This window comes from Thermococcus sp. LS1, assembly GCF_012027395.1.
In the GTDB taxonomy this organism is placed as follows: domain Archaea; phylum Methanobacteriota_B; class Thermococci; order Thermococcales; family Thermococcaceae; genus Thermococcus.
The window spans coordinates 438379-452505 of sequence record NZ_SNUJ01000002.1 but is presented as its reverse complement, the minus strand read 5'-3'; the positions used below and the strand labels follow the sequence as shown (position 1 = coordinate 452505).

Annotated in this window: 20 protein-coding genes and 1 tRNA gene; 14 read left to right on the top strand and 7 right to left on the bottom strand. The window is 50.7% G+C overall.

From position 1 onward, the window contains the following. Positions 1 to 17 precede the first annotated feature (17 nt). Positions 18 to 164: a hypothetical protein gene (locus tag E3E26_RS06930; RefSeq protein ID WP_167900540.1), complete on the bottom strand. Its 147-nt coding sequence runs from the start codon at positions 162 to 164 to the stop codon at positions 18 to 20. Positions 165 to 615: 451 nt separating this feature from the next. On the opposite strand from E3E26_RS06930, the gene E3E26_RS06925 reads away from it, so the two are divergent. Then, positions 616 to 804 (top strand): hypothetical protein, encoded by a 189-nt coding sequence (locus tag E3E26_RS06925; protein ID WP_167900539.1) that lies wholly within the window; start codon positions 616 to 618, stop codon positions 802 to 804. A gap of 449 nt (positions 805 to 1253) precedes the next feature. Here E3E26_RS06925 and E3E26_RS06920 read toward each other — a convergent pair whose 3' ends face one another. The 3 genes from E3E26_RS06920 to E3E26_RS06910 are packed head-to-tail and all read right to left on the bottom strand — an operon-like array spanning position 1254 to position 3848. After that, positions 1254 to 1883, bottom strand: coding sequence for a hypothetical protein (locus E3E26_RS06920; RefSeq protein ID WP_167900538.1), 630 nt, complete (start codon positions 1881 to 1883; stop codon positions 1254 to 1256). Positions 1884 to 1902: 19 nt separating this feature from the next. Beyond that, positions 1903 to 2802, bottom strand: coding sequence for a DUF4145 domain-containing protein (locus E3E26_RS06915; protein ID WP_167900537.1), 900 nt, complete (start codon positions 2800 to 2802; stop codon positions 1903 to 1905). 17 nt (positions 2803 to 2819) lie between these two features. Continuing rightward, the gene (locus E3E26_RS06910) at positions 2820 to 3848 is read right to left on the bottom strand and encodes a hypothetical protein (RefSeq protein WP_167900536.1); all 1029 of its coding nucleotides are present in this window, start codon (positions 3846 to 3848) and stop codon (positions 2820 to 2822) included. A 221-nt stretch (positions 3849 to 4069) separates the two neighbouring features. Between E3E26_RS06910 and E3E26_RS06905 the strand changes: the two genes are divergently transcribed. The 11 genes from E3E26_RS06905 (at position 4070) to E3E26_RS06855 (ending at position 9370) form a co-directional block, all read left to right on the top strand. Further along, a complete protein-coding gene (locus E3E26_RS06905; protein WP_370520096.1) occupies positions 4070 to 4519 on the top strand; it encodes an AbrB/MazE/SpoVT family DNA-binding domain-containing protein in 450 nt (149 codons plus the stop codon). Between the two features lie 288 nt (positions 4520 to 4807). Then, a complete protein-coding gene (locus tag E3E26_RS06900) occupies positions 4808 to 4975 on the top strand; it encodes a hypothetical protein (RefSeq protein WP_167900535.1) in 168 nt (55 codons plus the stop codon). A gap of 5 nt (positions 4976 to 4980) precedes the next feature. Continuing rightward, positions 4981 to 5976 carry a hypothetical protein gene (locus E3E26_RS06895; protein WP_167900534.1) on the top strand — a complete coding sequence of 332 codons (996 nt, stop codon included), beginning with the start codon at positions 4981 to 4983 and terminating at the stop codon, positions 5974 to 5976. Then, entirely contained in the window at positions 5969 to 6202 is a 234-nt protein-coding gene (locus E3E26_RS06890) for a hypothetical protein (protein WP_167900533.1), read from the top strand. Before E3E26_RS06895 ends, E3E26_RS06890 begins: the two co-directional genes overlap by 8 nt. After that, positions 6199 to 6393: a hypothetical protein gene (locus tag E3E26_RS06885; RefSeq protein ID WP_167900532.1), complete on the top strand. Its 195-nt coding sequence runs from the start codon at positions 6199 to 6201 to the stop codon at positions 6391 to 6393. Before E3E26_RS06890 ends, E3E26_RS06885 begins: the two co-directional genes overlap by 4 nt. Then, the gene (locus E3E26_RS06880; protein ID WP_167900531.1) at positions 6390 to 6662 is read left to right on the top strand and encodes a hypothetical protein; all 273 of its coding nucleotides are present in this window, start codon (positions 6390 to 6392) and stop codon (positions 6660 to 6662) included. The genes E3E26_RS06885 and E3E26_RS06880 overlap by 4 nt, the downstream gene beginning before the upstream one ends. Further along, positions 6659 to 6997, top strand: coding sequence for a hypothetical protein (locus tag E3E26_RS06875; RefSeq protein ID WP_167900530.1), 339 nt, complete (start codon positions 6659 to 6661; stop codon positions 6995 to 6997). Before E3E26_RS06880 ends, E3E26_RS06875 begins: the two co-directional genes overlap by 4 nt. Then, the gene (locus tag E3E26_RS06870) at positions 6994 to 7404 is read left to right on the top strand and encodes a hypothetical protein (RefSeq protein WP_167900529.1); all 411 of its coding nucleotides are present in this window, start codon (positions 6994 to 6996) and stop codon (positions 7402 to 7404) included. Before E3E26_RS06875 ends, E3E26_RS06870 begins: the two co-directional genes overlap by 4 nt. After that, the gene (locus E3E26_RS06865; protein WP_167900528.1) at positions 7404 to 7928 is read left to right on the top strand and encodes a hypothetical protein; all 525 of its coding nucleotides are present in this window, start codon (positions 7404 to 7406) and stop codon (positions 7926 to 7928) included. Before E3E26_RS06870 ends, E3E26_RS06865 begins: the two co-directional genes overlap by 1 nt. A gap of 6 nt (positions 7929 to 7934) precedes the next feature. Beyond that, positions 7935 to 8693 (top strand): phosphoadenosine phosphosulfate reductase family protein, encoded by a 759-nt coding sequence (locus E3E26_RS06860; RefSeq protein ID WP_167900527.1) that lies wholly within the window; start codon positions 7935 to 7937, stop codon positions 8691 to 8693. 212 nt (positions 8694 to 8905) lie between these two features. Further along, a complete protein-coding gene (locus E3E26_RS06855) occupies positions 8906 to 9370 on the top strand; it encodes a hypothetical protein (RefSeq protein ID WP_167900526.1) in 465 nt (154 codons plus the stop codon). A 281-nt stretch (positions 9371 to 9651) separates the two neighbouring features. On the opposite strand, the gene E3E26_RS06850 is transcribed toward E3E26_RS06855, so the two are convergent. Continuing rightward, positions 9652 to 9729: transfer RNA gene (locus E3E26_RS06850), tRNA-Glu, on the bottom strand. Positions 9730 to 9844: 115 nt separating this feature from the next. Here E3E26_RS06850 and E3E26_RS06845 point away from each other — a divergent pair. After that, complete coding sequence (locus E3E26_RS06845) at positions 9845 to 10840, top strand: class I SAM-dependent methyltransferase family protein (protein ID WP_167900525.1); 996 nt, start codon at positions 9845 to 9847, stop codon at positions 10838 to 10840. Between the two features lie 107 nt (positions 10841 to 10947). On the opposite strand, the gene E3E26_RS06840 is transcribed toward E3E26_RS06845, so the two are convergent. Both E3E26_RS06840 and E3E26_RS06835 read right to left on the bottom strand, forming a co-directional pair. Further along, positions 10948 to 12273, bottom strand: coding sequence for a TldD/PmbA family protein (locus E3E26_RS06840; RefSeq protein ID WP_167900779.1), 1326 nt, complete (start codon positions 12271 to 12273; stop codon positions 10948 to 10950). A gap of 10 nt (positions 12274 to 12283) precedes the next feature. Continuing rightward, positions 12284 to 13651, bottom strand: coding sequence for a TldD/PmbA family protein (locus E3E26_RS06835; RefSeq protein ID WP_167900778.1), 1368 nt, complete (start codon positions 13649 to 13651; stop codon positions 12284 to 12286). A gap of 131 nt (positions 13652 to 13782) precedes the next feature. Between E3E26_RS06835 and E3E26_RS06830 the strand changes: the two genes are divergently transcribed. Next, positions 13783 to 14127: a cupin domain-containing protein gene (locus tag E3E26_RS06830; RefSeq protein WP_167900524.1), complete on the top strand. Its 345-nt coding sequence runs from the start codon at positions 13783 to 13785 to the stop codon at positions 14125 to 14127.

Genomic DNA, 14127 nt, shown 5'->3' with positions numbered 1-14127 from the left:
ATTAATTCCAAGGATTTTTAGTGCAAAGCTTCTACGCCCATCATGGCGCCAATGACTAGCATTGTTATTATCAGAATTATAATGTAGAACACTACTCCTGCCGTAAAAAACCCAAGCCCAAATCGGAATCCATCACTAAACGTCAGCTTTTTCTCATCCGGCATGGGTATCACCCCTATGATTTCTTACTAGGATTATTACAACCACATATAAGAAAGTTTCGGCTTTTGTCCGCAGGAAAACAATCGAAAGGCTCGAATAAAACGCAGTGATGCAAAATTCAAGCAAAAGGGCCCTGACCTTAATAATTGGATAACTTGTCCGACATTTCCCTTTTCTACCCGATTATCCCACAGGCAAAGTTAGAAGCGCAAATTCGTCACTCCGGCAGATGCTGCCAGGATAAGGTATTTGTAGGGGGGTGAACTACGGATAAGGTTGAAAAAATGACCGGAGGTGATAAAACGAAAGAACTACGGATCCTATACATCGAAGTTGGAACTCCCCCCACTAGAAGTCTGGTGGTCTACATACTTATATCTTTTTTGGCGGGCCTGCTCGTGGCCCTCCATTGAATTTTCTTTTATTTGTGAACAGCATTATGGAGGTGAAGATATGACCGATCGAGCTGAAGGCCTCCTTGTGCTGCTTGCCATGGTATTCCTGGCATTCTTGTTCATTTGGATTGGGGGTAACAGCTCACCAGTGGGATGGTTCATATTTGGGAATACCGGGCTTATGCTCTTAGCTGCGATAGTTTTAGGGCTCGGGGCAGCGATCTTGATATTGATGTTCAAAGAGTAGAATGAGCCTCAGGAAAATTCAATAGTCCTACAGAGCCCAAGTACAGAAATCTGTTACTCGACTAAGAATACCCATCATTCTTTAGCTTACTTAACCATATTGATGACAAGAGCTATAATTGAGTAGATAATAAGGATTACAAAAATGTTCTCATGGCTACCTATTTTTGATACTTGCTTGATGTCAAACACTCGTTTATTTACTATGTAATTGTCGATTAATACGAATATTGCCAGAAAAAATGAAAAAAGTGAAGATCTAATCCAGAACTTTTTTCTGAGGTTTTGAATTATATATTCCTTTGAGAATATGGGAGCCGAAAACAAGAGAAGAAACCTGCATATAACATTACTACTTAGTTCCTCCATTATGACAGCCTCCAACTTCTTGGTGGCATCTTTTCACTCCTAATCTTAACCCCCAACTTAATCTATAAAAAGTTCCTGAGCTTATTGGGACCCAAATCTTTCTTTTGCATCAGCCACTAGTTTGCGAAGATAATCAATATACAATCTAGCCAGGTTAGAAATTGAAGTATCTTCTAGTTCCTTCCCCAAATGATATTTGGGCGGATCTGGAAAATGCAAACTTACAGATCCTATGTCAATTGGGAGTTCAACGTAATATTTTTCTACGGAACCATCTGGAAATTGAATTTCCCACCCACTACCACCAAGATGGTCTCCAATAAAGAATCCTACCGCATTTGGAGGGCAAGGTTCAAAGCGAGCCAAATCATCTGGAACTCGGAAGTTTCTTATATAAACATGGGTTGAGGTTTCCAATAGCCCTTCTTTGAGTATTTTCGAACGCAGATCATAGAAATACTTCATTAGTGGATCATTCTTCATTTCCTCCCTATATTTTTCATACCAACTATCAAACTCTGGCTCTACGGAGCGAAGCTTCTGAAGGACATTAGTGACTGCACGACCAAAAACAACTAAATTTCTTAGACCTGCCAGCTTTCTCTCTGGTGGTCCATTAATCAAGTCATCTAAGCCTAATTCTGCTGTTTTTAAGGTCTCTTCAACACACCGTAAAATATTAGACGTTTTGGTCTTGTTAGAAACAGACATTTCTTAACACCTTCTGAAGTCATGGTGATCCATATAGCTTAGCCAGTATTCTCTTGAGGATTTCAATTGTTAATCTCGCGTCGTCCTTGGTTACTTGCGACAGCAAATCCTCTTGAGGGTGTGCTCCATAGTTCCCAAAGTGTCTAACCCCATCAGCCAAGCTTTTCGTGGCTTTATCTAGAAGTCCCTTCTCAAAAAGCTCATTTATCTGTTCATGCAATCTTCTCTTCTTTGAAGCGCCCTTGTCCTCAACTGCCTGCTGAAGAGCTCTTCTAGCCATTACAACAGCGGCTCTATATGCTCCCACGTTATATGCTTTTAAAGCTTCAATATAGTCATGTAAAACCTCCTGCGGAACTGATTTAGGCAAACCTGCATAGTAAGCATAGATACCAGACCATTGGGCCATCCATTCCTCGAGCGTCTTTTTCGAGAGTTGGAACTGAAATGATAGCGCATAGTTATGTGTCTTCTGACCCAACTTCCCTTGGTTATACAAGGCAGAAAACTGCAGATTAATGACCAATGTGACAACTCCCTCCTTTTCAGCAATTTCTTTCATTCTTTCTGCGTGCTCTAGGGAAATCTTCGAGAAAAATTGGACACCTAAAAACTTTCCTGGAGTAATCAAACCATGAAACCCATTGATTTGCTCCCATTGTTTATTTTCGCTATTATATCGCAAGTTAGAAAAATGATACAGCGGTCCAACTATAACCCTGGTAGCAACTCCTCCTTCACGAGGCTCATAGTACTCAACAAATCCTGTGAAAGGTAGCCAAATCTCAATGTTGGGGGTAACATCTTCTTTCCAGAGATTTCCAAATACAACAAAGATGCCTAGCCCTCCTCCATGGGGATATATTTCTGCTTTTACGTGAAAATGGTCATATAGGACTATTTCATATTCCATTTCCATAGTACTACCCCCGCTACCTAACGGATAATTATCTTCCTCCTTGCATCCTGAATTATAATCTCCCTAGAGCGGCCTTTCCTCCTAATGTCTCCTTCCAGAACCACGACCTCGGCACCGAGTCTCCGAAGTTTCTTTATGTAACTGTCAATGTCCACGTTAGCTCCAACGTCGAGGATAACTGCAATGACCTCGTCAAAGTATTCAACATAATCCAGAACCTGCCCAACCAACCGCTGGAGCTTGCTCCTGCTCTCTGCAATCTTGATCTCGATTCCGATACGGTCCCCAATTGCAATATCAATTTTCTGATCTGCAACAGGATATTGCCTCTGGATCTGGCTTCCAAGCCTCGCACGGAGGTACTGGTAAAGCTGCTTCTCCAGATCCTCTTCATCTCTGACGGTCTCGGGCTCAAAATCCAGTAGGATGTCCAGGATGTCAAGCTCGTGAGAGGCAGAAAATTCTTCCTCCTCATCCAGAGTCTCTACTTCCCCAAGAGACTCCTCCGTCTCCCCCTCCAACTCAATAGTCTCGACTTCATTGGCCTCTGCTCCAAAGAGCATGGCTTTGTACTCGTCGAGTTCTCTCTGTTTTTGTTTCTTTAAGGCCATTAAAGCTTCATTCGCTTCTTCGAGCCATTTGTTGAACTGCTGAATGACGTGCCTGGACTTCACCTTGTATCTCTTGGCTACCTCGGCGACTTCCTCAAGAGTCATTTTAGAGGCCATTACATCAATAAGCTCTTCCTTGTTCCTGATTTTGTACCGCTTTTTCTCGCCATTGACAATTTTTGTGCGATAAGTGGGGATCCCCTTAGCAACACAGACGGCCTCAAGTTGCCTCATCTTAAGCTGAGAAAGAATTTCTCGTTTGGCCTCAAATGCCCGCTTTTTCATTTCACGCTTAAAAGACTGTTCAGCGGCAGAAATTTCTCTTTTTATTTCAAGTGCCTTGGCGCGATACTTCGCTTCCTTAGCAGCGCGATCCATGGCCCTTTTAGTGGCGTCACCAACTTTCTTAAGGAAGTCGCCGAGCCCCATGAGCATCACCGTTCGGATTAATTACTTACGTAATTATTACGGTGGATTATAAGAAAGTTTCGGCTAGGGCTGGAAATATTCCGGGCCATTGGAGAAAGTCTCGACGCCAAAATGCCGTAATAATGACGGTAAACCTTATTTATTAAACAACCAATAAACAACTGATATTGTGCACGCTCGTGCACGAGTGTTTACACCCTTCAAAATTCGCCACCGGGGGCGAGACAGTGAGCCAAGAAAGCAAAGAAATCATCGAGCCATTGGCAAAGTTTCATGCAAGGCTCGACAAAGAAGGCAGGGTAGCCATTCCTAAACCCATACGAGATGCTCTTAATCTCGCAAAGAACGATTACATAGAAGTTGTTGTCAGAAAAATCGAGATTGATCATGAGAGGCGGGAAATTCGGATACTCCGGCAAGCTTACCTCATTACGAGACTTGGTACCAAGGGATTAATATTCCTGCCATCAGAGCTGAAAAAACAATTTGACCTAAAAGAGAAAGACATCGTTGAAGTTGTTCTTTATGGATTTCACAAATTCGATGAACTTGTAAGTGAAAAAGGTAAGCAGTTGATGACCAAGATGCAAAGCGTGGGGAAATGGTCCGAGCTAAAGCCAGAGGACAAGCTTCCAGAAGACCAAAGCATAGAACATTTCACCTATGTTTTTGTTTGAGTTTAATATTAAGTACTTATAATTAATTAGGATTATAGGAACAACCTAAAAGCTTCTATGGTTCTTTACGCCATGCTCGTGGCTGATTTTCGGAGAACTGAATTAATATGCCGATAAAATATTTTGATTTACTGTTTTAGCTCGTAATTTGCCAGAATTTTTCTATCCAAAAAACCAACGCTGTGCATTTTGCCACAATTATGCCCACAAAAATCTTTTATATTTGAAGTGCTTACTATCTTACGAGAAATATTCTCGTACGGGAAAAAATCTCGTAAGGTGATAAAGGTGGGAAGGCTCGGAAGGCCTCGCAAGTATGAAGGTCCTGTGAAGAGGTTCGAGGCATGGATCCCCTATGATGTCTACAAGGAGATGGAGGAAGAGAAGCAGCGCCGCGGCATCTCCTGGCCAGAGCTCGTTCTCGACATGTGGGGTGCTTACAAAAGCCAGAGGTGATTTCTATGAGAATTCCCGCGAGGGGCCCTGGACGTCCAAGGAAATGGAACAGCCCGCTTGTGCAGTGGAGGGCTGACATACCTCAGGAGGATTATGAGCTTGCCGAGGAAGAGCGCCTCAAGTTGGGCCTCTCGCGGGCCGAGTGGTTCCATTGGATGCTTCGTCATGTCAAGTTGGACGTTATGGAGCTTATTGCGAAAGTCAAGCACCAAGAAGAGTATATCAAGCAGCTCGAGAAGGAAAAACAGGCCCTTCTTGAGGAGCGCGAGAAACTCCTCGCCAGGATCGAGAGGCTCGAACTTGAGCTTGAGGCCCTCAAGCAGGGCCGCTCCGTGAGGTCATACCAGGACGCGCTCAAGCTCAAGGAGCTGGCCAAGAACGCCCGCGAGGGCGTCAGCTGGAAGGCCCTCTGTGCTGAGGTTCTCGGCCTCCGCGATGAGGGCAAGATCAAGGACCTCATGAAGCTGGCTTTTGTCGTCAGGAAGAACGAGCGCAACACCTGGCCAGGCAAGTTCTATCCCAAGGACATCGCGGAAGAGTTCCATGGTTGGGTCCTCATGCGCCCGAAGGACCGCCAGGTCGCGGACATCATTGACTACGTGCTCTACCGCGAGGACACGCTGAAGGCTGCAAAGGGCCTGGCGGTCGGTGAGGCCGCGAAGGAGAAGGTCCCCGAAGTCAAGCCGCTCAAGTCCGGCCCGGCTGCCGAGCGCTACCTGGAGATGGCTTTCGAGGTCATCTATCACGAGTACATGAATTATATCACCACCAAGCAGGGCAAGAAGGCGAAGGAGTTCATTGAGGAGAAGGTCCCGCCGAGGCTGGAGCGGACTTTCCAGGATATTGACCCGGCCGATGTTAGGAGGGCCGCTTTTGCAGTTCTGGAGAAGCACGAGTCGGATTGGAATGAGGCTTTCGTTTCTAACCTTCGCCGTGTTCTCACGCGCATCCTGAACGCCGGGCAGTATGCCCGCCCCTTGGAGGTGAAGGCCGATGTCTGAGTCGGAAGCCAATTTCTGGAGTTGGGTTGCTGAGGAAGTGAAGCAGGCCCGCCCGCAGGAGGGCATTGAGGACGTGGTAGCGTGGCTTGAGGCCGAGAAGAAGAGGGCGGAGGAGAGGCGGTTCGACTACATTCTCCGCGGTGACGAGGAGAAGGTGGCGTACTGGAACGGGCGGCTCGAGGTAATCAACGAGGTTCTGAGGAAGCTCAGGAGGGTGGGAGCATGAGAGATTGGGGCCACCTCCGCGTGAAGGCTCTTGAACTTCTCCGCGAGGGCTGGAAGCGTCCGGATGAGCTCGCCCGCGAGCTGAACATCCGCGTTGAGGACGCCCGCGCTCTCTTGGACGACCTCGAGCGCAGGAGGGAAGTCTGGAGGGACGGCCCACTAGCAATAGCCAGGGAGGGGATGGTAGCATGAGCTTCTGCGACCTGCTGTGGGAGGCAAGACATGCGCTCGATGCAAACAGGGTCTACGTTGGGATCGACTCATTCATGTACGAGAAGCTGCTCATGGCAGAGTACGAGCACTCAATTTCTGACGAGGACGTTCAGAGAATCGTGGAATTCGCGAGGAAGCACGAGTTGTCATTCAGAATTCACCCGGACGCGGAAGGAGTAGTCGTCATCTTTCACAGATACCTGAAGGAGGAAGAACGTGACAAACTCGCAGAGGAGGCGGGAGCATGAAGTTCTACGCGTACTTCTCAGGAATTGGCGAGGAGTACCTGGTCATCGCGGACAACCTCAAGGACGCGGCCCGCGCGGCTTTGGCGCATTTCTTCGTCAAGCACTACGGCGAGGAGCTGCCCGAGGGCAGCCGCTTCGAGATAATGCCCCTCGCTGACGCCTACCGCAGGGGCTTCCTCGTGAACGCGGAAGTGGCATTCCTCGAGGAGGTCACGTACGAGCAGGCTTTCAGGGAGTTCAAGGAGCTGCTTGACCGGGAGGCTCAGCGCCGCGCCGCCGGGAAGGTTGCTCAGGCCGGACAGGCCACCCTCGCCGCGTGGGGGGTGAGAGCTTGACCGTCCGCTCTCTTTCTCTCCCTGAGGAGCTTGAGGTCAAGCTCGAGGAGGCCCTCGCGGCCTGGCACGCGAGGAAGGTGCAGATCCTCATCGATGACGACGACCTGCCAGAGAACGCCATGAACGTGCTCCCGCTTGAGCGGCTCGAGGAGATCCTTCAAGAGCTGCCCGTGCCCACGAAGGTCTACGTCTCCGGCCGCGTTTACAAGGTCAAGCTAAGGAAGAAGGTGAGCTACGAGGAGTACCAGCGCATCAAGGAGAAGCTCGGCGAGCTCAGCGATGTGTGGTGGGACAGGAAAGAGCAGGTTCTCAAAGTGCTGAGGTACCAGGAGGCGCCCGAGGAGTCTGAGGAAGAAGAGCTCGAAGTGGAGGAGATCGTCGTCGCGCCCAAGGAGGTGAAGGCCTGATGGCCTCGCGGACCGCTTTCGTCTATCAGGACGCCCTCAGCATTGACGACGCTTTCACTTACTTCAAGCGCCTCATGCGGGACGCGGAGAATAGGGTTCACTTCAGCCGGGCGCTCCAGAAGGCCCGGAAGGGCCTGGACGTGCACATGTACGTGACCGATGTTGACAGCCTCATCATCCAGTACCTCAACCGCCGCGGCGTCAAGGACTTCCGTTTCACCGGCTTTGAACTCAAAAACATGAACCCGCGCTCGGCCCTGGTCAACGGGAAGGTCAAGGTGAACGGCAAGCAGTACGAGGGCCACAGGATGTTCGCGCTGCAGGCTGGCATTGACTTCTACTACCTCGTTAACCTCGGGCAGGAGTTCCTCGTTTGGAACGTGGCGAACACGCCGGTGAGCTTCGACTGGTACGGGCACGGCTCGGCTCATGATTACTACGCGTTCGTCCACCTTGATGATGTGATTCGCGTTCCCGCTCAGGAGCTGCCCGAGACGCTCAGGTTCCTGCTGTGGAGGAGGTGACAGGGCGTGACTAAGTTCGTAAAGGTTGCGAGCGTCTCGGGAGGAAAGGACAGCGTGGCAATGCTCATAGTGATGAAGGAGCAGGGGATAAGGCCGGATTACGTAGTTTTCCTCAACACGGGCATCGAGTTCCCTCAGCAAGTTCATTACGTCCACCAAAAACTCGCTCCTTGGGTCAAGGAGAACTTCAGCCTTGACATCACAGAAATTCACCCAAAGGAGCCGTTTGCTCTCCAAGTGAAAAAGCGTGGCGTCCCCTTCGCTCCAGCCGGGCGTTGGTGTTGCAGAACAATCAAAAAAGAGCCCTTCTACCTCTGGCTTCGGGAAAAGGGCATTAGATACCTTGACCTCTACCTCGGCTATGCGGCTGACGAGGAGGAGCGGTTTAGGAACGCAAAGCGGCAAGTTAAATCCTACGCCCGCAAGTTCGGGGTGAAGATTGTCCACTTATACGCTCCGCTCCTTGATGCGGACATTACTGAAGAAGATGCTCTCAAGCTCACGAGGAAGCATGGCCTTTACAACGAGCTCTATGACCACTTCAAGCGGACAGGTTGTTACCTCTGCCCATATCAGAGCCTCGACGACTGGAGGGCCCTGTTCTGGAACTTCCCTAAGCTCTTCAATGCGGCGAAGACGTTGGAGGAAATGAGCATCAGGGAGCATGGAAAGACGTTCAGGCGGGATTATACGCTCGCAGAGCTTGAAATGCGTTTTAGGCTTGAGAAACGGCAGGCAAAGATAGAAGAGTATGTGATGATATAAAGGAGCGTGATGGCCGTGAACGTTAACTTTCGTATGAGTGTTGACGTATTCACGAAATCCGTGAGCGGGGTTTCAGTTTCACCGGGTGCGGCCTCTTTCCTAGCTCACACTTTCCGTGAATACGGGCAGTCATTTACGAGTGAGGAAGCCCACACACCAAACACTCCCGAAAGCCTCACCATGCTCACAAAAACCGTGAGTGGGGTGAGCCCATGAAGCCCAAAATAGCCCTGCCTGAGAACGAGTTCAAGCTCAAGGGCCTCTACAACTTCCTTGAGCTGATCTTCGATGACGACGAGCACCGCATAGGCATAGCCGAAACCCTCCTCGAGCGGCTGAGGCAGAAGAGGGAGACCTACACTGAAGACTGGCTTGAGGTCATCCTCGAATACCTCGGCGAGCAGAACCTGCTTGAGCAGTACCACGAGCTCCTGAACAAGTTCGACGAGGGGGAGATCACGAAGACTAGGATAAACAAGCTCATCGAGAAGGAGCTCCGCGAGAGAGGTTATCCCGCCGCAAAGCTGAGGAAGGACTGGAGCATAGTCAAGAAGACGCTCATTCAGCTCGGGATAGTGTCCAGGACTTCAAACAGGCTCAACCTCTCGTGGGAATTCGTTGAGAAGCTGAACACGCTGACAAAATTCTACAACCTGTGGAGGGCCGGCGAGATCTGAGGTGAAGCCCATGACCACAATGGCTATATCCTTGGGGCGCCAAATTTTTCAGTGTGGCTACATGTGGCCACGTGTGGCCACACATGGAACAGCCTTTGGAGGGCTTTATATGTCTAAAAGACGGCCGAGAAGGCTCCGCAAAACTATACATATCACGATTAGTCCAGAAGTCCTCGAACTTTTAGACAAAGCGACTTATAACAGGTCTCGTTTCATAGAAGATGCGATTATAGAGCGGCTCTCGACTGTAGAAGGGCGCAGAATTGAGAGGAGCGCGGTTTTGGTGCCCCGGCCGGGATTTGAACCCGGGGCGCGGGCTCGAAAGGCCCGCATGTTTGACCGGGCTACACCACCGGGGCTCGATATTAGGGAAGGGTGAGCGTTTAAAAATCTTTCGTCGCTGGAGCTTGGAGGTAATATCCTCGGAAGTCAAAAACGGCAAACCTTTTGAACCTCCAGCGTAACTAACCCCTGATGCTCGCCGTAAAAGTCCCTAAGAGAGAAGCCGAAAAGACGAGACGAAAGCTCATCGAGCTTGGTGTTTTGGCTAGGGGCTACTCCGTGAAGCGGGAGGGCGAGTTCATACTCTTCCCCGTCACCGGGCCAGTTAAAGGCTTTGAACTCGTGGAGGCAGAGTTCGAGAAGACTAAGCGGAGGCCCCACAGCTACCGCGAGGTCGTTGAGGTTCCTGAAAAATTGAGGCCTCTCCTCCCAAGTTCTTTCGACATCATTGGCGATGTCGCGATAATCGAGCTTCCCGAGGAGCTGATGCCCTACGGGGAGGATATTGGCGAGGCAATTCTGAAAGTCCACAGGCACATAAAGGCTGTCTTCGCTAAGGGGAGCAAGGTTGAAGGTGAATACCGCGTTAGGGAGCTGATTCGCCTTGCCGGTGAGAGGAGAACCGAAACGCTCCACCGAGAGAATGGGATACGGCTCAGGTTGGACGTTGCTAAGGTATACTTCTCGCCGAGACTCGCCACCGAGAGGATGAGGATATTCGAGAAAACCCAGCCGGGTGAGATCGTCTTCGACATGTTCGCCGGCGTCGGGCCATACTCGATACTCCTCGCAAAGAAAGCAAAGCTCATCTTTGCTTGTGATATAAACCCTTGGGCGGTTAGGTACCTCGAGGAGAACAGACAACTGAACAAGACGCCGAACGTTATCCCCATACTGGCCGATGTAAGGAAAATCGCTGGAAAAATCGAGGCCGATCGCGTGATAATGAATCTCCCCAAGTTCGCCGACCGCTTTTTGAGGGAGGCAATGCTGAGCGTTAAGGACGGCGGAATTGTCCACTACTACGGCTTTGGGCCCGAGGAGAACCTCTTTTCTGAGCACGAGGCGAAGATAAATGACATAGCGAGTGAACTCGGCTTCCACGTTGAGTTTTTGGATGAGAGAAAGGTTCGCCCCTACGCGCCGAGGCAGTTCAACATCGCGATTGACTTTAGAGTTCTGAAGTGAATGTTTTGTGGAGAGAACATTCTTTTTTAGCTGCCATGTCTCATTGACAGAACGGCCAGGTGTGACATTGAGAACAGAGACATCAAAAGTTGAGAAAAAGAAAAACGTCACTTTCCGGCGATTTTCACGTTCTCGAACCTGATGAACGGCGTTATCATTGTCGTCATGAAGGGCATAACGATCTGCTCCTTACTGACCTCGCTGGCCTGTTTAAGCAGTTCATAGACGTTGCCCGCTATGAGGAAGACGCTGGAGCCGACGACTTCGCCGTCCTCGATGATGTAGGCCGGATTGGCCGTTACAGCGAAGTTTCCGTTGTCCGGGTTGCTCGAGTGCGCACCCTGGAAGCCGTCCACAAAGTAGCCTCTGTCAATCTCGCTTATCATATCCTCAAAGCTCTTTTTACCGTTCTCGATTGCCATGGTGTGGAAGCCGATGTTTATTCCGCCGCTCCTCAAATCGCGCTTGCCGTTTCCTGTGCTCTCAGTGCCGTAGATTTTGGCCCAGTAGTTGTCCCAGACGAAGCCCTTGAAGGTTCCTTTCTCGATGAGGATGTTCTTCCTCGTTGGAACACCCTCACCATCAGCTATAACCGGCTCAATGGCGAGCTCGTGGAACGGGTCATCGTAGATAGTGAGAACATCGCTCGCTATCTGTTCCCCGACCTTGTCTGCAAGTGGAGTGGTCTCCTTGACGAGCCTCTCGCCGCTGAAGGCCGGGAAGAGCGCGTAGCTGAAGAGGCCCGCTATCGCCCATGGGCCGAGGATTATCGGCACTTCCTCGTTCTTGCTGGCTTTCACGTTGTAAGCCCAGCCGACCTTCCGAACGGCCCTCTCAACCACCCCATCAACGTCAAGGTTGAGGTCTCTCCTCGCTTCAAAGTCAAATATGCCAGGGGTTACGACACCTTCTTTCCTGCCGACCAGCTCGAAGAATATGTAGGCAGCTCCTCCTTCCTGTGCGACCTCAATGCCGTGTGAGTTGACGATCTGCCTCTCCTCCCAGGTTACGCCGCCTTCTCCACCCGCAACGATAGCGTTGGGGTCTTTCTCGCGGGCGAGCTTAATGCCGTGAACCACCATTTCGACCAGATGGTCAGGAGAGGTCTCCTTAAGCTCATAGTTTGGCTTTGGGGCCTCGCGGTATTTGCCCGGCTCTGGAAGTGAAACCCACTTCTCATCTGGGCTGTTGAGCTTCGCCATCTTTGCAGCCTGCTCTATTGCCTCCCTTATTCTTGCCGGCTCGTCGCTGTCGATTATCGCCAGGCCGAGGCGCTTGTCCTTTATTCCCCTGATTATCGTTACGGCGCCGCTTCTGACGCTCGCCATTGAAATCTCGTTCAGTTCAATGTTGACGCTAACATCGCGGGAGCGGTAAACGGCTATTTCGAGCTCGTCGAAAAACTTCTCGCCGAAGCGTATAAGCTCCTCCATCTTCACCACCTCACCCGATGAGTATTCCCCCGTCAAAGCGCATGTGCGGACCGCCCGAGCTGACGAAGGCCGTCTGTCCCTTTCCGCAGAAGCCGACTTCAAGACCGAAGTCCTTACCGACCGCGCTTATCTTCTTGAGGGCCTCTATTGCCACGCCGGTGATAGAAGTGTCCCGTATAGGCTCTGCAATCTCACCGTTCCTGATGACGTAGCCTTCCTGAATTCCAACCTGGAAGGCCGAGTTGAGCTGCGCTTGGCCGCCGCGGAAGTCAACCACGTAGTAACCGAACTTTATGTCCTCGATGAGCTCCTCGAAGGAGTAATCACCGGGCTCGAAGACGGTATTGCGCATCCTGATTATCGGCGGGTAGCGGTAGCTCTCGGCCCTCGCATGGCCGTTCGGCTCCATGCCCCACTTGTGGGCGTACTCGCGGTTGAGCATTATCTCCTTGAGAATTCCGTTCTCGATGATGTGGATGTCCTTAACCGGAACACCCTCGTCATCGTACTTATCGTTGCCAAAGCCGCCCTCAACATAGCGCTCGCTCATTGTGACGTACTCTGGGGCAATCTGCTTGCCGATGAGATCCTTAAACGGTGAATTTATCGTTAAGTCCGCCTCTGCAAGGTGGCCAAGAGCTTCGTGGGCGATGATGCCGACGACTATTGGGCCCGCGACGATGGGCCACTCGCCGCGCTTTGGAGCGATGCCGTCCAGCTGGGAGTGCATCTTCCTGAGGAGCCTCTCAGTTACCTTCTCGTTGGGCTCGTAGTCTGTCATGAGTTCCCAGCCGTGGTCAACGGCTCCGATGCTGTCCCTTGCCATCGCAAGCTTCCCTTCCTTCTTTCCGGTAACGTAGGTTCCCTGGAAGAGGTAGTTGTAGCCCCACTCTATTCTGGTCCCCTCGTTGGTGAGGAGTATCTTCTGCCCGCTGCCGTCTTCGTAGCGTATCTGAACGCTCTTTACTGCATTATCCTCCTTGAGGAGCTTCTCAAGCTCCCTGAGGTGGGTGACTTTCTCCTCGACGTCTACCTGAGCAGGTTTAATCTTCATTTTGCTCTTCACGAAGTCCTGAACAGGCTTTATCTCAGCCAGCTCAATCTTCTCTTTCTTGGTCTGAGCAGCGGCCCTGGCGAGTTTGTAGGCCTCCTCGATGGCCTTCTCGAGGTTGTTAAGGTCGCTCGTCGAAGAAAAGCCCCAGGCACCGTCGGCGAGAACCCTTATCGCAACGCCCTGATGGAACTTGCCGGTGAAGCTCGTAAAGACGCCATCCTTGAGGCCGAGCGTTGTTTTTCTTAAGTTCTCATACCTTAACTCTATGTATTCCGCTTTCAGGTTGTCCTCAGCCCATTTAAGGGCCCTTTCAAGTGCCTCCATGGTCATCACCGTTGACGTTTGTCCATTAATGCCTCTGCAGTTAACGTATAAAAGTCTTTTGAGCATTCAGATGGGAATCGAAAGGGCAAAGCTTTTCAATTCCTTGGTTGAGGGTGTTCAGGGGTGAAAGCGTGAAGGCCGAAATAAAAAACCTCATCGATAGGGGAACCTACAGAAAGCTCCCGCTCTTCGAGGGCGAACTGCCCGAGGGGAGCTACGCCCAGATAGTCGAGGTCAAGCCAAAGCAGACCGTCAAAAAGCACTATCATGAAAGGCAGTATGAGCTGTTCTACATAATGAGCGGCGAGGCAAAGCTCGGCATCGGCGAGAAGGAATACCTCGCAAAGCCCGGGGACATCTTCCTCGTCAAGCCGAAAACAGTTCACTGGGTAATCAACGAACGCGATGAACCCTTCAGGCTCTTCGTGGTCAAGCTGAACTACTACGGCGATGACTCAGTCTGGCTGGGGGAGTGA

Bases quoted from the DNA above. Each gene is read 5' to 3' on its own strand.
- E3E26_RS06930 (WP_167900540.1), bottom strand. From the start codon at position 164: ATGCCGGATGAGAAAAAGCTGACGTTTAGTGATGGATTCCGATTTGGG.
- E3E26_RS06840 (WP_167900779.1), bottom strand. From the start codon at position 12,273: ATGGAGGAGCTTATACGCTTCGGCGAGAAGTTTTTCGACGAGCTCGAA.
- E3E26_RS06865 (WP_167900528.1), top strand. From the start codon at position 7,404: ATGGCCTCGCGGACCGCTTTCGTCTATCAGGACGCCCTCAGCATTGAC.
- E3E26_RS06890 (WP_167900533.1), top strand. From the start codon at position 5,969: ATGTCTGAGTCGGAAGCCAATTTCTGGAGTTGGGTTGCTGAGGAAGTG.
- E3E26_RS06885 (WP_167900532.1), top strand. From the start codon at position 6,199: ATGAGAGATTGGGGCCACCTCCGCGTGAAGGCTCTTGAACTTCTCCGC.
- E3E26_RS06910 (WP_167900536.1), bottom strand. From the start codon at position 3,848: ATGCTCATGGGGCTCGGCGACTTCCTTAAGAAAGTTGGTGACGCCACT.
- E3E26_RS06920 (WP_167900538.1), bottom strand. From the start codon at position 1,883: ATGTCTGTTTCTAACAAGACCAAAACGTCTAATATTTTACGGTGTGTT.
- E3E26_RS06835 (WP_167900778.1), bottom strand. From the start codon at position 13,651: ATGGAGGCACTTGAAAGGGCCCTTAAATGGGCTGAGGACAACCTGAAA.
- E3E26_RS06915 (WP_167900537.1), bottom strand. From the start codon at position 2,802: ATGGAAATGGAATATGAAATAGTCCTATATGACCATTTTCACGTAAAA.
- E3E26_RS06895 (WP_167900534.1), top strand. From the start codon at position 4,981: ATGAGAATTCCCGCGAGGGGCCCTGGACGTCCAAGGAAATGGAACAGC.
- E3E26_RS06875 (WP_167900530.1), top strand. From the start codon at position 6,659: ATGAAGTTCTACGCGTACTTCTCAGGAATTGGCGAGGAGTACCTGGTC.
- E3E26_RS06845 (WP_167900525.1), top strand. From the start codon at position 9,845: ATGCTCGCCGTAAAAGTCCCTAAGAGAGAAGCCGAAAAGACGAGACGA.
- E3E26_RS06925 (WP_167900539.1), top strand. From the start codon at position 616: ATGACCGATCGAGCTGAAGGCCTCCTTGTGCTGCTTGCCATGGTATTC.
- E3E26_RS06855 (WP_167900526.1), top strand. From the start codon at position 8,906: ATGAAGCCCAAAATAGCCCTGCCTGAGAACGAGTTCAAGCTCAAGGGC.
- E3E26_RS06880 (WP_167900531.1), top strand. From the start codon at position 6,390: ATGAGCTTCTGCGACCTGCTGTGGGAGGCAAGACATGCGCTCGATGCA.